Source organism: Sphingobacterium puteale (assembly GCF_050986225.1).
Classification (GTDB): domain Bacteria; phylum Bacteroidota; class Bacteroidia; order Sphingobacteriales; family Sphingobacteriaceae; genus Sphingobacterium; species Sphingobacterium puteale.
In genome coordinates this window covers 220,943-239,064 of the sequence record NZ_CP158959.1, presented here as the reverse complement: position 1 = coordinate 239,064, position 18,122 = coordinate 220,943, and the positions used below count along the sequence as shown (strand labels likewise).

15 protein-coding genes are annotated in these 18,122 nt (G+C 41.8%); 1 reads left to right on the top strand and 14 read right to left on the bottom strand.

Annotation, left to right across the window (positions count from 1 at the left end):
- Positions 1–50: 50 nt before the first annotated feature.
- The 5 genes from ABTV71_RS01015 to ABTV71_RS00995 all read right to left on the bottom strand — a co-directional run bounded on the left by ABTV71_RS01015 (position 51) and on the right by ABTV71_RS00995 (position 4,007).
- Complete coding sequence (locus tag ABTV71_RS01015) at positions 51–1,622, bottom strand: hypothetical protein (RefSeq protein WP_433901969.1); 1,572 nt, start codon at positions 1,620–1,622, stop codon at positions 51–53.
- A gap of 41 nt (positions 1,623–1,663) precedes the next feature.
- Complete coding sequence (locus tag ABTV71_RS01010) at positions 1,664–1,840, bottom strand: hypothetical protein (protein WP_433901968.1); 177 nt, start codon at positions 1,838–1,840, stop codon at positions 1,664–1,666.
- Positions 1,841–2,307: 467 nt separating this feature from the next.
- Positions 2,308–2,493 (bottom strand): CsbD family protein, encoded by a 186-nt coding sequence (locus ABTV71_RS01005; protein ID WP_046675215.1) that lies wholly within the window; start codon positions 2,491–2,493, stop codon positions 2,308–2,310.
- 101 nt (positions 2,494–2,594) lie between these two features.
- The gene (locus tag ABTV71_RS01000) at positions 2,595–3,221 is read right to left on the bottom strand and encodes a hypothetical protein (protein WP_433901967.1); all 627 of its coding nucleotides are present in this window, start codon (positions 3,219–3,221) and stop codon (positions 2,595–2,597) included.
- Between the two features lie 300 nt (positions 3,222–3,521).
- Entirely contained in the window at positions 3,522–4,007 is a 486-nt protein-coding gene (locus ABTV71_RS00995; protein ID WP_433901966.1) for a hypothetical protein, read from the bottom strand.
- A gap of 334 nt (positions 4,008–4,341) precedes the next feature.
- Here ABTV71_RS00995 and ABTV71_RS00990 point away from each other — a divergent pair, with 334 nt between their 5' ends.
- Positions 4,342–4,773 carry a hypothetical protein gene (locus tag ABTV71_RS00990; protein WP_433901965.1) on the top strand — a complete coding sequence of 144 codons (432 nt, stop codon included), beginning with the start codon at positions 4,342–4,344 and terminating at the stop codon, positions 4,771–4,773.
- Positions 4,774–4,877: 104 nt separating this feature from the next.
- Here the strand turns inward: ABTV71_RS00990 and ABTV71_RS00985 are convergent, their stop codons facing one another.
- The 9 genes from ABTV71_RS00985 to ABTV71_RS00945 all read right to left on the bottom strand — a co-directional run bounded on the left by ABTV71_RS00985 (position 4,878) and on the right by ABTV71_RS00945 (position 18,122).
- A complete protein-coding gene (locus tag ABTV71_RS00985) occupies positions 4,878–5,678 on the bottom strand; it encodes an endonuclease/exonuclease/phosphatase family protein (protein WP_121127144.1) in 801 nt (266 codons plus the stop codon).
- A gap of 8 nt (positions 5,679–5,686) precedes the next feature.
- Positions 5,687–6,556: an endonuclease/exonuclease/phosphatase family protein gene (locus tag ABTV71_RS00980; RefSeq protein ID WP_433901964.1), complete on the bottom strand. Its 870-nt coding sequence runs from the start codon at positions 6,554–6,556 to the stop codon at positions 5,687–5,689.
- Between the two features lie 12 nt (positions 6,557–6,568).
- Entirely contained in the window at positions 6,569–8,164 is a 1,596-nt protein-coding gene (locus tag ABTV71_RS00975; RefSeq protein WP_121127142.1) for a RagB/SusD family nutrient uptake outer membrane protein, read from the bottom strand.
- Positions 8,165–8,169: 5 nt separating this feature from the next.
- The gene (locus ABTV71_RS00970) at positions 8,170–11,445 is read right to left on the bottom strand and encodes a SusC/RagA family TonB-linked outer membrane protein (protein WP_433901963.1); all 3,276 of its coding nucleotides are present in this window, start codon (positions 11,443–11,445) and stop codon (positions 8,170–8,172) included.
- A gap of 90 nt (positions 11,446–11,535) precedes the next feature.
- Entirely contained in the window at positions 11,536–12,576 is a 1,041-nt protein-coding gene (locus tag ABTV71_RS00965; protein ID WP_433901962.1) for a FecR family protein, read from the bottom strand.
- A 46-nt stretch (positions 12,577–12,622) separates the two neighbouring features.
- A complete protein-coding gene (locus ABTV71_RS00960) occupies positions 12,623–13,177 on the bottom strand; it encodes an RNA polymerase sigma factor (protein WP_121127139.1) in 555 nt (184 codons plus the stop codon).
- A 216-nt stretch (positions 13,178–13,393) separates the two neighbouring features.
- Positions 13,394–13,537, bottom strand: coding sequence for a hypothetical protein (locus tag ABTV71_RS00955; RefSeq protein WP_433901961.1), 144 nt, complete (start codon positions 13,535–13,537; stop codon positions 13,394–13,396).
- The gene (locus ABTV71_RS00950; protein WP_433901960.1) at positions 13,518–14,891 is read right to left on the bottom strand and encodes a RagB/SusD family nutrient uptake outer membrane protein; all 1,374 of its coding nucleotides are present in this window, start codon (positions 14,889–14,891) and stop codon (positions 13,518–13,520) included. The genes ABTV71_RS00955 and ABTV71_RS00950 overlap by 20 nt, the downstream gene beginning before the upstream one ends.
- Before the next feature lie 12 nt (positions 14,892–14,903).
- Positions 14,904–18,122: a SusC/RagA family TonB-linked outer membrane protein gene (locus tag ABTV71_RS00945; protein ID WP_433901959.1), complete on the bottom strand. Its 3,219-nt coding sequence runs from the start codon at positions 18,120–18,122 to the stop codon at positions 14,904–14,906.

Genomic DNA, 18,122 nt, shown 5'->3' with positions numbered 1-18,122 from the left:
CTTTCATTATCACAAAAAACACGATTATTGTTAGATACTATTTTGTATTATTATTTCTTTACACAACGAATAGAGAGCGCCATATCTTCTGGAACTTGACTTATAATACGCGGTTCTCCAGTCGTAGAAATAACACCTTGCGATCTATATAATGACAAAGCTAACTGGGCAAATTCGTTTCCATTTTTTAACAAATATCTTCCCGCTTCGCCCGGATTTTCAGTTGTGCTTGTCGAATTGGTATAATAATTTAACAACGGTAAGAAAAGAAACGATCTGTAACGATCTGACGGATGGGTTTCAATTCCAAAAAATACACCTTCCCTTTCTTTTGAGCTTGCACTTGGTGGGAAATAATTGAAATTACTTAATATTGTCTTATTACTCGTTAATAATATTTCAATCTCATTTTTGGTAGGAAGCCTCCATTTGTTTAATGGTTGAACTAGTTCGCATGGATCTCCATTGTTACCATTAATGGTTGAGTTTGGCTTATTGTTCCCCTCAAAACCTCTTTGTTTTGGTTTTACATAATTAGGGAAGAAGTATCCATCTCTCTTGTAAGAATTATCAGCATTAACAAAAGAGTAGCTATCGCTATTCCGATCATAATATAAATTTGCATCTGCGAATTCTAGTCCTGCAATTTTAAAGGTCTTATCAGTTTTAGAACCCAACTTAAGCTGTATATCATATTTTACACCATCTTCTATCGTTAGACCAGATAAATTAATTTGCCCTTCAATTCCATTTATGACAACATTGTAAAGATTAATTTCAACTTTATTAGGCCCTGATTTTAAAACTAGCGGATCACTCGTCCAAATTGCACTTAACGGTTTCATCCCGCTAAAAATACTTACTGAACGCCCAGGCCCTTCATATTTGATCAAACCCGTAAGATAATTTATATTATATCCGATAGAAAAATATGTTGGTGTCACATAAAGACTTCCAATACTTTGTATATTCCCTATATTTTCGGCATTTAGTGTAATATTAGCGGAAGCAAAAGTATTTTGGAAAACAATATTTAGATTAAGATTTTCACCTTCAGTGATCTTAATATCCTTTTGCCATCTGAAAAAATTTTCGTTATTATATGCTGACAGAGGCTCTCCTCTATCACCACCGTATGCAACTAATGTATATTCTCCTGAAGCTAAATCAAAAGAAATATCGGAATCATCGACCCCATGCTTAAAAAATTTCGCTTGACGGAATTTGTTTAGATTGCCTTTTTCGTATACTTCGATGGTATACTTTACGCCTTTCTCCAATGGTTCTGTAACAGCTCCGTTCGATACCGCCTCTGCACGGGTTGAACCCTTTAATGCTGGCTGGCTCGTGCCGACAGGAATTAGAGTTGCTATGATTTTATATTCGTCATTGAATGAAACTTCTTGCAACTGCACTTTGGCAGATGTTATAACATTTTTTCCGGTTGAAGCTTTTGAAGAAATATTATCATCCAATCTAGCAAAACTTGTACCTCCGACTTTCAGCTTTACTTTGCCTTTCCCCGAATCCATATTATATTCCTGTTTATCTTTTTGGCAAGACGACACAAAGACTAGCGTGGTTATAAAAAACACCACGATTTTATTTAGAGTTATTTTCATTTTTGATACTTTTAAGATTAAAATAGGATGTATTGTATGGCTTACCAATAATTATTTTCAACCTCTTCAGTTATCGTCTGAGAATCTTTAAATCCTTGTTGCATGGCATTTGATCCACTAGCGATCCCATATTCTAATTCAATTTCTTTTACCTCAATTTTTGGCGCTTCATACATTTGTTTTGAACCGCGCAATACTTCAATCTCTGTTCTATTCATTTTTTTTGAAAAATTGTCGATATAATTCCTTAACGACTTAAATAATTATATAAACGTGGAATTAGAAACCTACTAAGATATCGCACTATACGTGCTAAAAATCAGGTTAACGTTTTCTAGGCTAAAATTTTACAATTAAATGCAAAGATAATAATTCAAAACAAATATCAAAAATATGACAAAAAAGATTAATTCACTTCAGTTTAAAAAATTAAAAATGTGACCAGACAAATGTCTTTTTGCGAAATCAGGATGATAATCAGGGCAATGCGCCTAATCACAGTGCAAAAAAAGACGGGATAGAAATAAAATAGTGGAACTTCTTAATTCATTAGCTGCCGACTAATTTTAAAAGATTTCCCATAAACCATAGTACTTCCCATAGGAACTCAAGTCAAAAAATAACATAAAAAAAGCGGATAGCACAAAATGCTATCCGCTTTCATTATCACAAAAAAACACGTTTTCTACAAACCATTTAACCAACTATTCACCTCATCTTGTGTTTTTCCGGTCTTCTTCTGAAGCTTACCTACCAATTCATCTTCTTTCCCTTCCGCATATAGTAAATCATCGTCCGTAAGATCTGCGTATTGCTGTTTTACTTTACCTTTGATTTCGTTCCAACGGCCTTTCCAAGTTAATTCGCTCATAAGTTTTTCCTTTCGTTTTTTATGAATAGAACAGCCTGCAGCAGGAATCGTTTAAAATAAAATGTTATAAAATGTTAAAAACTACATGTGAGTAAACTCAATCAAGGCTTGTCAGAACACTGAAAATTATTCCACAGCTGATTTAATCTGGTCCATACCGGAGCTGTTCTTTTCTGTGGTGAGAACTGATGGAAAATAATGGTGTGGTCGTTACCGGGACATTTTTTCAGATGTACTGTTACCTGAAGTGTAATGGGCCGTTTGCCCATATAATCTACCATCTGGATGGTTCCGGTAAAGGTCGATTCGTCTTCACCTTGGGGCTTGGTCAGTTTTTGGAATTTTGCTTTCGTCTTCTTTATCAACTTCTTTGGTAACGCGCGTTTTTCGATATTGCGATTTACCAGTCCATCAAAATATAGGGACAGGTTATTTTCAATTGTTTTTGCATCAAGAATTTGGCTTCCTTCAACATACCAGAGAAAAGCATAAGACCAATACTCATCGCTCTCGGGTTTACTCCATCCTGTTGTAAAGCGTACATCTTCTACTCCCTTATAGGGGATATTAGGCGCAAAGTCTATGGGTATCGGAAACCGTTCTATTCCCCAGCCATCAAGACTAAGGGTATATGGAGCCTTCCAAGCGACAGGATCGAATTTTTCTTGTGCCCGAAGTACTGTATGGAGAACAAAAACAACAAGTAGTATAAAGAATAGCCTTATCATAATTAACTCATTTATTGCTGATTAAATAAAGTTAACGATTTTTGATTAAAACTCGCTGCAATTTATACCAATAGTCTAAGGGCACGCGCCGATACTTTGTTGTTTCTACTGTTTTAACAGTATACATATCATGAGTTCTTGTATGAAGGTGATAAAAAAGAGGACAAAACTTTTAAAGTTGGTAATCTTGAATTCGCAAAAGCTAATTTAGTTTATGATAGATCGACCAACAAGTATTTTTTGGAAGTACAGGCAACGCAGGAGATCTCTTTTTTCCAAATTATGTAAGATCTCTTAATATTAATCCTGCTTGGCCACAACCCAGCGGAAATGAAAACGGTGCTTTTGGCGACCCATGTAAATTAGTGACACCATGTCGTTCACACCTTCATAAACGTCATTCACACCTTCGCAAGTGTCATTCACACCTTCGTAAACGTCATTCACACCTTCGTAAATGTCGTTCACACCTTCGCAAGTGTCGTTCACACCTTCGTAAGTGTCATTCACACCTTCGTAAATGTCGTTCACACCTTCGTAAATGTCATTCACACCTTCGTAAATATCATTCACACCTTCGCAAGTGTCATTCACACCTTCGCAAGTGTCATTCACACCTTCGCAAGTGTCATTCACACCTTCGTAAGTGTCGTTCACACCTTCGCAAGTGTCGTTCACACCTTCGCAAGTGTCATTCACACCTTCGCAAGTGTCATTCACACCTTCGTAAGTGTCGTTCACACCTTCATAAATGTCATTCACACCTATCATATATATATCGTTCATCCCTTATATTGGGTATTCATCCCTAAAAATGCAACTTTTACCCCTGACTTTAGACCTTTTGTCCCTGAGATGTCGGGGCCCTCACAAGGTTCAATCCACGATCACTATATCGCAGAGACCTTCTGATAAATACTGCATGGCTAGAAATGAATAAAACCATACAACGACCTACCTAAAATTCATACATCCAGGGCGGATTACTGGGCTAACTTTGGTATAAGATAACAGATCGGCTGGACTCAGGTAGTACCGGTCGGTCAATAGAGAACAACTCCAAGGCCGATCCAGGAGGATAATAAGGATAAGCAAAGTATAACCATATAAAAACAAAAACATGAGAACATTAGCAAAAAGAATTATCGGCACCATGAGTATCGGTGTCATGACATTAGGAATTTCGTTGAGCGCGAATGCTCAAAGTATTAAAAGTGAAAAAGACGTTAAAGGTGAGAAAGAGGTAAAGACCAGCAAAGAAGCCAAATCTTTTGCGACACAGTCTGTATGGTATGATGTTACGAAAATCGACCCTTTCGGCAGTGATACTCCTTCTAATTACCGCATTGTCAGTATTGGGTCGGCGCCTTCGACATCGCCTAACCCGAACGATTGTGCCCAGCCTAACAGCTCGGGCCAATACTGTGCTTTCCAACTGACATTTGATGAAAATGAAGATAGCAGTTCGGCACTGGAGAAAGATGTATCCACTGCGATGTCCGATCTCGCTGCTACCCAAACCGGGCAGGCACGGAATCCTAGCCATCCTTAATTGTTCGGAGTTAACCAAAAAGGGAGTCAAATCGAGACTCCCCTTTTGGTTCTTATCTGCTATTCTGCTCATGCCCTCCTATTGCTATAACCCAAGCACCTTTTCTAATCATATTGGAATACAACCGATACGGGCAGATGATCCGAAGCATATTGGCCCGCCAGCGCAACAGATGATACGAGGGTATAGCTGTTTGCGGCCTTGGGATTAAATATCACAAAATCTATTGCTTTGCTTGGCTGCCTTACCGGAAACGATAGCGGACAGCTCCCCATGCAAGACAAGGTAAATCCTTCTTTAAGCTTGAGCATTTCACTGCTTGATGGTATGGCATTGTAGTCTCCCCCCACAAATAATTCTTTACTCAATACGGCACTTATCTGATTAAGATACGCAGCCTGCGCAGTCCTATTGGGCACATTGAGATCAAAATGCGTAGCCGCAAATTCGATGTTTTTACCATTGGGCAAGGTAACTGTAGCAAGAGCAATACTTCGTTGTTCACCGGCTGTCGGCATTGGCAGCAGCTCCCGCCTCTTATTGGACATTGGATATTTACTTAATATGGCGACACCATATTCTCCTCCATTGTAATCAATGGACTTCGAGAAATGGTATTCCATTCCCAATAGTTTTGCCAATTCAGCAGCCTGATTGACTTTGCCCGAGCGTGGGACATTGACATCCACTTCCTGAAGTGCAACAAGTTCCGCACCACTGCTTTTTATTACCGCAGCAATGTTTGCCAGATTGACCACTTCCGAATTTTCGGGTGCTCCATGGTGAATATTATAAGTCATGGTTACCAACTTTTTCTTTGCTGGAGGGGTAAGTTCTATTTTCTCATCGCCACTGCAGCTAAATAAATTTAATAGAGCCAAAGCCCCAAGAATAATTTTTTTCATTTTATGGTCTATTTTGGAAGTTTTAATTTGAATTCAGCAGTCATTGGTAAAAAGTTATTGGCTGATTTGGAGAAAGTTCCATATTTGCTCAATTGCAGTTTGTCGTCGAGATTCTTAAATGTAATATAGTCAAATACGCCTGTAGGTTTATCTTTTGGTGCATTCCAGGGACATCCTGTACCTAGGCAGGCGAAGGTAAAACTACCCTTGAGATAAGACAGCACAGGACCATTTGCAGATTCCTGTTCATTTAGATTTCCAACCAAAATCACAGGTTGGCTCAGTTTTTCTGTGGCATTGAGCAGATCAACGACCTGAAGAGCCCTGTTATTGGCTACAGAAGGATCAAGCTCAGTCCCGGCAAAATAAAGCTCATGTCCTTTCTCGACTTCGACTTTGATCATTGCCATACTGCGTAATTCGGCTGTATTCCCATCTTCACGACTTAACAATTGGCTATACTTTTCTTTGACCGGAAATTTTGATAACACTGCATTCCCGAATCCCCCAGTCTGGTAGTCTATATTTTTCTTGAAGTAAGATTCCATATGCAATTCCTTAGCAATGACTCCCGGACGATCTACTTTCCCCGCCCTCGTGGTCGCACTATCTACCTGTCTCAAAAACAAAAGGTCAGGATCATATTCTTTGATCAGTTCCATCATGGCATCAAAGTTGGCTACTGTGGTTCCCACATTCATATTTAAGGACATCACCTTAAAGCTTTTTGTAGGCGTATCATCCGGTTCCTGCGGTTTTTCGGGCTCTTTCTCCGGCAGGAGATTCCAATCACCGGGGCTATAGGTCTTGCGGCAGCCCTGTAGCAACATACCAACCTGTAGCAGAAGCAAGCCGAATAAAATTATTTTCTTTTTCATCTGTAATAAGCTTTAATAATTTGGATTTTGTACCATATTGGGGTTAGCAATCATTTCTGCCTCTGGAATAGGCCATAGCCCTTCTCTATTTCTTTTGTACGTCCGGGTCTGCACTCTTACCAGTTCACCCGTTTTGGGGTTGGTGGCACCAAAGACCTCACCATTCATTACCGCTTCATCGATCCCCCAACGGCGGATATCAAAATAACGGCCACCTTCGAAAGCCAATTCTGCCTGACGCTCACGGCGGATGAGTTCACGCATTTTAGCCTGTGTCCCATATATGCCACTATTAACGGCAGGCATCGCTGCCCTTGCGCGCACTTCATTGATAGCCGCAAGAGTTTCGGCATTGTTCCATTGCCCCGTTTCTATCATCGCTTCGGCATAATTGAGCAATATTTCCGCATAGCGGATAATCATAAAATCCAGGCTGCCGCTCTTAGCCTGTCTATCTCTGGCGTCGATGTATTTTTTTATCCAATAGCCCGTCGCTGTGGACTTTGTCTCGCCAATTTTATCCGTCGGATTGTAAAATGGATCTAGTGTATATTGATTCTGGAACTTATCATTGGGCACAAATACAGACGCTGTCAGTCGCGGGTCTCTGTTATTTTTATAATTTGGATTTTGCTGATAGATCAATATGGAGTCGCGTCCAAGCTCTTGGATGGTTTTACCCTGCTTGGTCTCATAATTATTGACTACGGTATTGGTCGGTGAGAGATAGGTTTCGCCTCCAATCCCAAACGGCGCAAAAGAAGTCCAGGCATTGGAGCAGCCATTTTCCTTAAAGAATATACGTTCATCATTCAGCTCACCTACATAGCTAAAGAGCTCGGCATAACTATCATTTTTACTTGCTGTACTGATCCAGAGTTTATAAACTTTGGAGTCAATCACCTGTTTTGCGGTTGTTTTGGCTAATTCAAAATCTTTATAGTACAATCCCAGCCGGGATAGCAGGGAGAGACATACGCCACTGGTCATGCGCCATCGATCAGCATTTACATAACTTGCCGGCAGCTTTGTGGCACAGTCTCTCAATTCGGCTACTACAAAATCATATACCTCTTTTTGCGGTGTACGAAAAGATTGGTTTTCCGTTGGTGTGAGTGGTTTAGTCAATAAAGGGATATCACCAAAAACTAGCATCAGTTCCATGTGATAATAAGCCCGTAGTGCCCTTGCCTCCTGCTTCATTCTTTCTTTCAGTTCGGCATCAATATAGGCCCCATCTATATTTTCCAAGAATCTATTCGCTCTACGGATACAGGTATAATCGTCTGCCCATAGGCTGCTGGAGACTCCCCAGCGGCTGGAGGCCAAGCCCCGTGTGAAGCCATCGTATTCGCCTTTAAAGTCACCGCGCTGCACTGCTTCGTCCGTAAGCCCGGCATAATACATGATGTTTCGTCCGGAACTGCCTCCCGGAATTCCTGCATAGACAGTTGCCAGGGCGTTATATCCATCCGTTTCGGTATTCCACCACTGCTCATCCGACACTCCATCCGGACTGTCAACGGTGAGGAATTTTTCACAAGAACTAGTTAACAGAGCCGTCAATAGTAGGCCCAGAAATTTTATTTTGATTTTTGTCGTATTCATTTTTCTTAGAAATTAGCCGTTAACCCAACAGAAAATATGCGCATCATGCCATATGTCCATGATCCACCTTGCGACTCGGGATCCGCCATTTTCAACTTTGTAAAGAGAAACGGATTTTGCGTATTGACATATAGACGTGCATTTTTTATCCCGTATTTATTGAGGTAGGCACTATTGAATCGGTAGCCCGCCTGAATAAATTTAACACGGAGGTATTTGGCATTGAATAGCCAAAAATCACTGCGCAAGATATTGTTTGCGGGGTTTGCCAGCAGACGTGGATAGATCGCATCCTGGTTATTTTCGCGCCAGGTATTGGCTGCCCGATAGGTAGTCGGGATACCACCCGATGCACTTAAATTGAGCGGATGCCATAAGTAGCCAGCAGATTTACCACCGAGATTGGCCGAATAATCATGGTTACCAGCCCCCTGCAACAAGAATTCAAAATCAAAGTTTTTATAACTGAAACTCACGTTGCTAAAATAATTGATCCGTGGCGTGGGATCACCGATCACTTTTTGGTCGCTTTCATCAATCATTCCGTCACCATTTAAGTCCACATATTTAATATCTCCGGGACCTTCGCCTGCGAGAGCCGGAACCAATGCTGTCTTCTTGTCGGCGGCAAAATCATCATACTGTAGAATACCATCCGTTACATAGCCATAATGGCTTTTAATCGCATACCCCACCTCATTGGTGGATATGCCCGAATAATATGGCCCACCCAATAGCTCAGTAATCTTATTTTTATTATAAGAAATACCCGGTCTTATGGAAAAACTAAAATCGTCACCGAGCTTATCGTTATAATTCAGCGACAATTCCATCCCTTTATTGCTTACCTTACCGGCATTTAAAGGAGCGGCTCCAATTGCGCCCGAGGGTGCGACAGTTGGTTTGAGAAGGACATCCTTCGTTCTTTTATCGTAGTAATCAAAGGTTAAGGAAAGCTTATTCTTAAAAATAGACATATCCAAACCCAGATCGAGGATATTCACCTTTTCCCAAGTTATGTTTGGATTCCCCCATACGGACTCGAGTCCGTTGGTGGCATTGATGAGATTTTGATAGAGGTACAGACCAATATTCTCATTACCCAGTTGTCCGTACGAAGCTCTCAGCTTCAGATTGCTAATGGCTTCCACATGAAAAAAGTTTTCATTATGGAGGTTCCAGCCCAATGCTATGGATGGGAAAAATCCGTATTTCTTTCCGGGGCCAAATTTGGATGAGCCATCTGCACGAAAGGATAGTTCGGCAAGGTAACGATTGTCATAAGAATAATTTGCTTTGGCATAGCTGGATACCAATGACGATTCTTTCCAATAGCCCTCATTAAATTTTTCAACGGAAAAACCACCCATTGCAAAAATATTGTGCTTTTTGAAAGTCTTGTTGTAATCCATTGCACCGCTCAAGTAATAATAGGTATTTCTGGTTTCCGAATAGGCGTTGCGTTGTACGGCCCAGGTCTGTACCAGCTGTTTGGTATAATAGTCAAAGAAATAAAAATTATCTCTATTCTGTTTATACACATCACTGTTGAGCCTATAGCTAAACTGTCCACGTAAGTTTAAATTATCAGTAATAGACCATTTGGGCTGTAGATTGATTGTTGCCTGGTCATATTGATAACCAATGGTACCGCCGACCTCTTCATAGGCCAATGGATTGACAATATCGGCATATCGACCATAGATTGTTGGCCACCCTTCCTCTTGGGGGTATTTGGGCAGTACCGTTGGTGGCAGCCGGTAGAGATCGTCCAGTATTCTGCTTCCCCCATTATCTATGGCCCTATTAGGGTACAAGGTATTCCGTCTGATTCCTAAAACATCCAGATTAATCAAAAACCGTTTAGAAAGCGATACAGAGGTATTTGCCCGGATATTAAAGCGATCCATCTTGTTGAGAGGCAACATTCCCTTCTGATACATATAATTTCCTGTTACCGCGAAACGGGCGACATCATTACCTCCGCTGACGGCCAAGGAATGGGAGGTCAGGGGACTGTAATCATCAATGACAATATCCGTCCAGTTGGTATTGGGATAATTGATGGGATCTTCACCAGATTCGGTTTTGCTGATCTGTTCATCCGTATAGAGTATTTGTCCACCGGAGGCTACCTGAGCATAATTATACATGCGCATATAGGTGGGTGCATCGACAAATTCAGGAAGGATTGTTGGCGATTGCTGTCCATAGTAACCATCGTAAAGGACATTGATCTGCCCTGCTTTACCGCGTTTGGTCGTTACCAAAATAACACCATTCGCTGCCCTGGCCCCATATATCGCTGCTGCCGCAGCATCTTTTAATATGGTGACACTCTCGACGGTGACGGGATCGATATGATTCATATCCATAGGTACACCATCGACCAGCACTAAGGGATCCGAGTTATTTAATGTGGAAATACCACGTATTTTAATACTCGCCGCATCACCACCGGGCAAACCAGACCCCTGTTGTACGGTAAGACCCGTCACGCCGCCCTGCAGTGATTGTGAAAGATTGGTAATGGGCTTCCCTTCGATATTGGATTTGATATCCAATGACGCTACGGAGCTAGCAATATGTTTTTTCTGCATTTCTGTCATACCCACTACCACAACTTCATCCAGGTCAGCGACGTTTGGTTTGAGCGATACGGTGAGGTTGGCTTCTGTCTTATTGACCAGCACCTCTTTGGAGAGATAACCTACCGCAGTAAAGGACAACCGGCTTCCTTTAGCTATCTCCAAGGAATAATAGCCTTCATTGTCCGATACGGTCGTGGCCGTTCCTCCTTTTTCGGACACCGTTACGCCCCCCAAGGGACTGGGAGGTTCCGACGTATTAAAAATACGCCCTTTGACAGAGACTTTTTCCTGTAGACCTGCTGGTCCGGCTGTACTCGCCGAGCGCATACCCTGTCCGGGGATTACGGTTATCTGCCCTATTCCATGTGCGATATTTAAATTAAACTTCCCGAGCACCTGCCTTAAGGCCGGGACCAGTTCCTCTTTATCAATATCAACATTTACCCGTTTGCCCGTCAATAAATTTTCGGGGTACAGCAGCGCAATATCGGTCTGTTTTTGAACGGATTGCAAAAAATGCTTCAATGGTACATTTTTCATTTTGAGCGTAATTCGCTGGGGAAACGCAAGTGCACTTACAGAAAGTAAAACTCCTGTAATGGCAAGGGATCCTATCTTCATATTATACCTAATTTTAGGTGACAATAGTTGTCCAGAGGAGAGATTTTGTCCCACCTGTTTTTTTTTCATAATTTTGATGAAATTAAATTTTAGAAACGTTTAATTTTAACGGATAAAGGGGACCGCAATTCCTCTTTATCCAATTTTATGGTTAAATAATCAATTGTTTTTAATCCAGACCTCCTTTTCTTGTTGTGTTATTGTATAGTTTTTCAATTCATAGATATTGCTTAACGAGGTTAGGATACTTACATCCAGATTGATCCTTCCGGAATAGACAGTTGTATTTTCCAATACGGATTGGTCAGCATGAATTTGCACATTATAGATTCTTTCTAATTTTTTGATCAGATCCTTTGTTGACAGTCGGTCGAGTACAAGCTGTTTTTTTGTCCATAAAATTTCATTTCCATCAGCTTTATTATCGATAAGGATTTTGTGCTGTTGCAGATCGTAAGCTATAAACTGTCCCGGAACCATGGTAACATTTTTGAAATGCGGACTACTGAGCTCTACCTTTCCCGTTATCAATTCAATAGCCATTTTTTTATCCTCTTCATAGGAAGATACATTAAACGTGGTGCCGAGCACTTTTACCGCAGCGTTTTTTGTTTTCACAATAAAAGTTGTACCATTATGAGCGACATCAAAATATCCTTCGCCATTGAGATACACTTCGCGGGGCTTACCCAGCATATCCGGGCTATAGGTGAGGTAAGAACCCGCATTTAGCCATACTTTGGTTTTATCTGGCAAGATAAACTCCTGCCTCTTTCCATAGGGCACAAAGACGGTATTGTATTTAGTTGCTTCTGCGGAATTATTGAGATCCAGCAAGTTGAGCATTTCGGTACGGTCATTTACTTTCAAAAAAGAAATGGCATGATTTTCGGCCTTTGGGTCAACTGAAATAAGCTGCAGGCTATCTTTGTTCTTATTAAAAGTCTGGCTTATGGACGCTATTCTTTCGATGTCGAGTGCTGCATGAGCGCCCGTACTTATGGGGGGAAATAATTTGAAGCAGACCAGCAGGCAGGCTGCAGCTACGAGAGATCCAACGTAAACAAGCAATCTTTGCCTACGTTTTTTATTGGTACTGTGGGCGATCCGTTGAAAGAGTTGTGCCTTATCTTCATCCGAAAGGCGGTCTTCCGGTGTTATGTTAAATATGTGTCTAAATTTTTCGTTTTTGGTTTTCACAAACTATGCTTTTATAGTTATAGAGCACAATCTTGGAAAACATAGACTAAAATTTATTAAAAAAAATATAAAAAACAGTAAAAAGCTCAATTGGTTTCAATTCGACTTTCAATTGCTTGATTGCCCGAAAGCTCAGTGTCCTACAGGTCTCAACATTTACCCCCATCATATTGGCAATTTCATCGTAGGAGAAATCGAGATAATACTTTAAGAAAAGCACTTCTCGCTGTCGTTTGGGCAGTGCATCTACTTTGTCTTTGATCACTTTCACCACTTTGGTTTGGACTTCATCATTGATCAGGTCCAATTCGTGGCTATTTGTCCAGCTGATGTCTTCTGAGAGTGAATCGATATCCACGGTCTGCACTTTCAATCTAAGGAGCTTTCGGCGCAGCGCAGCAAAAAGGTAATATTTTACATTAACTTCTTTCGCAATTTTTGGATTATTAAATAAATTCACGAAAAGGTCGTGGATGCAGTCCAATACGGTATCCTTGTCATAATGATACTGTTTACCATAGGTATACAGATCGTCGATATGTGCATCGTAGATTTCCTTAAATGAACTTTGGTTACCTTGTATAAATCCAATCCAAGACATAAAAGTTGGTAGAAATTTTCCGCTAATTTCCTCTTTTTAATATTAATCCAAGATGAAATAATGGTTACTTTATCACTTAGGTCTATTTCATCAAGGGCGGTTTAGAAACCTTGGTAACAAGTATAACAAATTTAAAATCAATAATCAAACTAAAAAATCATCCTCTATATCCTTCTTTTGGCCATAGTCGATTATATACAGCCATTAAACGAAACCTTACACATTGTGGATCTCCGAACTCTCTGCTACCCAAGCCGGACAGGCACGGAATCCTAGCCGTCCGTAGTTGTCGATTGTTAAGCAAAAGGGAATCCAAAATGCGGATTCCCCTTTTGCCTTTTCATCTGCTATTCTGCTCATAGCCCCCTATTGCTATTGCGTTCGGCGGAATCGGGAAGACATACCTGGGATCATTGGGGACAATGCGGATTAATTCGCTATTGAATGTTTTTTCCAGGGTGATCGGATATTCCATTTCTTTGTTTAATCTTCGAAGATCTTCCCAGCGCAGACCACGAAAGACTAATTCACGCTGTCTCTCTTCCAGGATCCACTGCATTACAACCTTTTTATCACTCGAATGAAGTTCGTAATCAACATGTTTTTCAAATCTATTTTTACGCAATGTATTGATCCGATCCAGTGCTTTGTTTAGATTTCCGGCACGCGCTTCACATTCCGCTGCGATCAGCTGCAATTCATCCACAGCAAAACCATATAGGGGACCTCCGGAAAAGGAGGTGCTGCCGATAAATATTTTAAAGCTATTGAAGTCTTTAAAGAATAATTTTTTCCTCAGATCACCCTCCTGGTATTTATCAAAATACCTTTGGTTAACGCAATACAATCCAATGCGCTGTATTTCGGGTATGGAACCCGAAAAATCAAAGATAATTTCAGGGTTTACTGTAGCAAGAGGCTGCAATGTTGCAAAGCTATTGGGATCAAATGGCACCGTATTAAAGTCAAGTAAGGTATTTTTATGGCCAAGTACAGCGTTTACCTCTGTCAATGCTAAATCATACTTTCGTAGCTGGAGGTAAATCCTTGCGCGCAAGGCGCTGACAGCCAGCCGCGATGGCCGCTGTTTTATGGTCGGTTCTATTGGCAACAGTTCCTCAGCTTCATTTAAATCCTTTAAGATCAAGTCATAAGTTTGCTGTAGCGTACTGCGGGGGATCTTTAGAGTGATATCAGGTTCGGTCCGTAGCGGCAGACCAAGTTGAGATTTTGCATTCTTCTCGTCATAGACTTCACAAAACAACTGCGCAAGCTGATAATAATTGAATGCACGAAAGAATAGCGCTGATCCTCTGACATTGCTCCAGGCATCGAGCTGTGCATTATCGGGTTTAATTTTTTGAATGCCCTCAATTACCTGATTCGCATATAGAATTCTCCGGTAGCCGAAATTCCAGTCATCAGATTGTTCTCCTTCAAATAGATCTTCTTTTTTCCACAGATAGGCATTACGCTGGTGTACTGGGGTTAAATTTGCGAGTTGCTCTTCATCGACCTGAATTTCATCCGCAGCGATGGTACCCAACACGATACTTGCCTTTGTATTCATTGTTCGGAAAGCATCGTCCAAAATCGCCTGATAATCTTCAATACGGTAAGGGATCACAAGACTCTGATCTGTTTTTACTTCCAAAAAAGATCCGGAGCAGCTGCTTACCAATATTAAAACAGCTGCATATAGTAGTGTTTTCATTATACAAATAGTTTAAAGTTCGATATTCATTGAAAATGATGTTATCCTAGGATTTGGATATGGTGCCCTTGGTATGTCTGGGTCAAGCCCATATTTATTTCGTCGCCAGAGGATGCCGATGTTTGCCATTGACCAGCCGAAGTTTACCGACTTCACTACCGCAGCCCTATTTTTGTTGATCCAATGATAAGACAGTGTTATATCCCGCAGCCGCAGGTGATCGCCCCGCTCCCAGAGTAATGAAGAATTCGTGGTCATTGATCCAATTGCCCTAATTTCCGGTGAATTCGTAGGAGCCTTGGGCAGTACATCTGTAAAAGCCTCGTCACCCGCCTTTTGCCAGCGACGATAATAATCTTTATGATAGGCACCTGTGGTCTCACCCCCTGGATCCATGGTCGTCCGCTGGAAGTAATAACCCGATTTCCAGACGATATTAGCCGATACCGACCAATGTTTCCATCGAAAGGTATTTAGCATACCTGCTGTCAAGGTCGGTATCCTTCCTCCTATTTTGGTGAGCTCCTCAATGGGGTAATTATTATAGTAGTTTATATAATCTGTTGTCAGTTCGCCATTCTGATAAATAACAGGTTTACCCTCATTATTAAGTCCGTGCCATGGAAAGGCGTAGATGACATCCAAGGACTGTCCGACCACCGGAGGCCTGCTATCTATGAATATGGTCGCAGAGGTAACGTCATTCGTATTATAGTGTGTCACTTTATTGTTCACCTTAGCAAGCTGCAATCTTGTGTCCCAGCCGAACGCTCCAACGATATTCTTACTGTTGACCGTTATATCCCAGCCTTTTGTCTGCAAATTGGCATAGTTGATCCGATTGACAATTGTCGGATATACATTGTCGATAATACCTGTTGTAGGATCCATTAGATCAGCACCGATCAGGTTGTTTCCTTTTTTCAGGTAATATTCCAGAGAACCTGTCAGTCGGTTATTTCGTGTTCCGAAATCTATTCCGAGGTTCAACGTATTGACCCGTTCCCATTGCAGGGAAGGATTGCCCACGCTTGTCAGCACCGCAGCCGTATGATTGGTCAGGTCGTCGATCATATACGAGATGATCGGAAAAGTCGACACATTCGGATTGGTATTCCCGCTGCTGCCGTAGGTGGCCCTTAATTTCAAGGAAGGGATGATATCATTCTGGAAAAAACTCTCCTGAGCCATTTGCCAACCCAATCCGATCGACCAAAGAGGTACCCCTTTTTGATTCGTTTTGACCCCATAGATATTAGAAGCATCCCATCTCAGACTCGCTGTTGCCAGGTATTTGTCCCGATAGCTATAGGCCAGATTGGAATAATAGGATAGAAATCTATAAGTATTGAGCCCATAGCTACCACTTGCTGCCGGTATCAATGCGGTCCCAGTGGGCCTCGTGGTATACCTTTTTGTATAATCAAAATTCACCCTTCCAGTGAGCAGATCACGATCGTAGCCGTAGGACCAGGCAAAGGGCGAAGTCGTCGTTATACGGTCGAGCAGTTCAGCACCCAGGAGGTAATTCAGCTGATGCTGGTTTCGATGATTCCATTCGCCTGACAGCTGGGTACGGATGGAGTGCGATCTTGCACCTGTACGTCCCCCCTCCCTTCGGATAGCACCATAGGGAATTACCTTCATCATATCCGCCTGCGTAAACTTGTTGACCAGATCACGTGCATAATAACTGTCTTTATCATACAAGGCACTTTGTCCATTCAGGTTGTTGAGGTATTGATAAAAGACTTCCCAACGGATCAATTTAGAAAACTCATAAGACAGTCCCATTTGCATGCGCAGTTCCTGATCCGACGACCGGTTGTCATTTAGCTTTAGTTCGTCCAAGGGCCTATACATCCAGTCCAACAGGCCGAGGCCTGGCGCCGACTCCTGATAACCGTAGCGCAACCCTTTGACGATAGGTAAGCTCTGTCCGTTTCCATCCTGAAAGCGATAATAAGGTACCACGGAATTCCCTCCACCAGTAAAACTGGTAAAGCCTATTCCATTCTGCACGTTAAATTGCTGCGTATACCAGATGGACGGCATGATTTTAAACTTTTCTCCCCAGTGAATCGTCCCCTGCATGTTGCTGTTCCATCTGGTGTAAGTATCCCTTTTCAAAAAAGAACGGTTTCTATCGTAGGACGCGGAGGAGCGGAATGCATAGCTTTTTCCACCACCGGTAAATGCGATGTCCTGATGTTGGTTAAATCCTTTTTGGTAAAAATAGCTGAGACTTTCCTCCCGCGTATCCGTTGCAGCCAATTGATCCCTAAAATTCAGCAATTCCTGATCCGAAATCTTTTTATCCCGGTGTTTTATCAACCATTCCGTATAGAGCGGGATTGGCGTCTGATTGCGTTCCAGATAGTTTGACCGCGCGAACATCTCATCTTCGATATCCAGCACTGTTGTTGCAGGAAGATAATTTGGTGCATAGTATAAATCCGGTTTGTCCTGCAATTGAAACACTGAAGCATATTGGATACGAGTCGGCTGGTTGGTCGTCCCCTTTTTTGTCGAAATGACGATGACGCCATTTCCAGCCCTTGCACCCCAGATCGAAGCAGCGGCCGCATCTTTGAGCACGGTTATGCTGGCAATATCCGAGGGATTTATGGTGGCCAGCCCCTGCTCATAGGGAAAGCCATCCAGAATAATCAATGGTTCGCTATTTGACTGAATCGTGGAGAGCCCACGAAGCCGTAATTTGGGATCAGCGGCACGCTCTCCGTTGGTATTGGAGCGATCCATGGTCAGGCTATTCACTATCCCGTCCAATCTATCTAAAATATTGGTAGCCGGCACACGAGCTATATCCTCCTTGCTCACAAATCCAAAAGATCCTGTCGCGCGCTCTTTGGGGATCTGGTAGTACCCCGTATTTAGCACTTCGACCTCTTTCAAAATAGTTGATCTACTATTCAATTTAATCAACAATTCACGGTCTCCCGTGCCCAGCCTGATTGTATCAGACCTGTATCCCACATGAGAAAAGACCAAAGTGTTTATCGCTGTTGATAATAGCACCTGAAATTGACCTAAGGAGTCAGTTCTGGCCAATACCATACCTCCGGGGATCTGCACTGAAACCCCACCTACTGGTTTAGCTGCTATTCCATCAACTACCCTACCGTTTAGGTTCACTGTTTGCTGTGCAAAAAGTGAGGTCGTTACTACGGAATTAAAAAGAAACAGTATGAATACTAATTTTATCTTCAT

Coding starts and splice junctions, on each gene's coding strand:
- ABTV71_RS01010 (WP_433901968.1), bottom strand. CDS start 1,840: ATGAATAGAACAGAGATTGAAGTATTGCGCGGTTCAAAACAAATGTAT.
- ABTV71_RS00995 (WP_433901966.1), bottom strand. CDS start 4,007: ATGAACGATATATATATGATAGGTGTGAATGACATTTATGAAGGTGTG.
- ABTV71_RS00990 (WP_433901965.1), top strand. CDS start 4,342: ATGAGAACATTAGCAAAAAGAATTATCGGCACCATGAGTATCGGTGTC.
- ABTV71_RS00975 (WP_121127142.1), bottom strand. CDS start 8,164: ATGAATACGACAAAAATCAAAATAAAATTTCTGGGCCTACTATTGACG.
- ABTV71_RS00970 (WP_433901963.1), bottom strand. CDS start 11,445: ATGAAAAAAAAACAGGTGGGACAAAATCTCTCCTCTGGACAACTATTG.
- ABTV71_RS00955 (WP_433901961.1), bottom strand. CDS start 13,537: ATGAGCAGAATAGCAGATGAAAAGGCAAAAGGGGAATCCGCATTTTGG.
- ABTV71_RS00980 (WP_433901964.1), bottom strand. CDS start 6,556: ATGAAAAAGAAAATAATTTTATTCGGCTTGCTTCTGCTACAGGTTGGT.
- ABTV71_RS01005 (WP_046675215.1), bottom strand. CDS start 2,493: ATGAGCGAATTAACTTGGAAAGGCCGTTGGAACGAAATCAAAGGTAAA.
- ABTV71_RS00945 (WP_433901959.1), bottom strand. CDS start 18,122: ATGAAGATAAAATTAGTATTCATACTGTTTCTTTTTAATTCCGTAGTA.
- ABTV71_RS00985 (WP_121127144.1), bottom strand. CDS start 5,678: ATGAAAAAAATTATTCTTGGGGCTTTGGCTCTATTAAATTTATTTAGC.
- ABTV71_RS00960 (WP_121127139.1), bottom strand. CDS start 13,177: ATGTCTTGGATTGGATTTATACAAGGTAACCAAAGTTCATTTAAGGAA.
- ABTV71_RS01000 (WP_433901967.1), bottom strand. CDS start 3,221: ATGATAAGGCTATTCTTTATACTACTTGTTGTTTTTGTTCTCCATACA.
- ABTV71_RS01015 (WP_433901969.1), bottom strand. CDS start 1,622: ATGAAAATAACTCTAAATAAAATCGTGGTGTTTTTTATAACCACGCTA.
- ABTV71_RS00950 (WP_433901960.1), bottom strand. CDS start 14,891: ATGAAAACACTACTATATGCAGCTGTTTTAATATTGGTAAGCAGCTGC.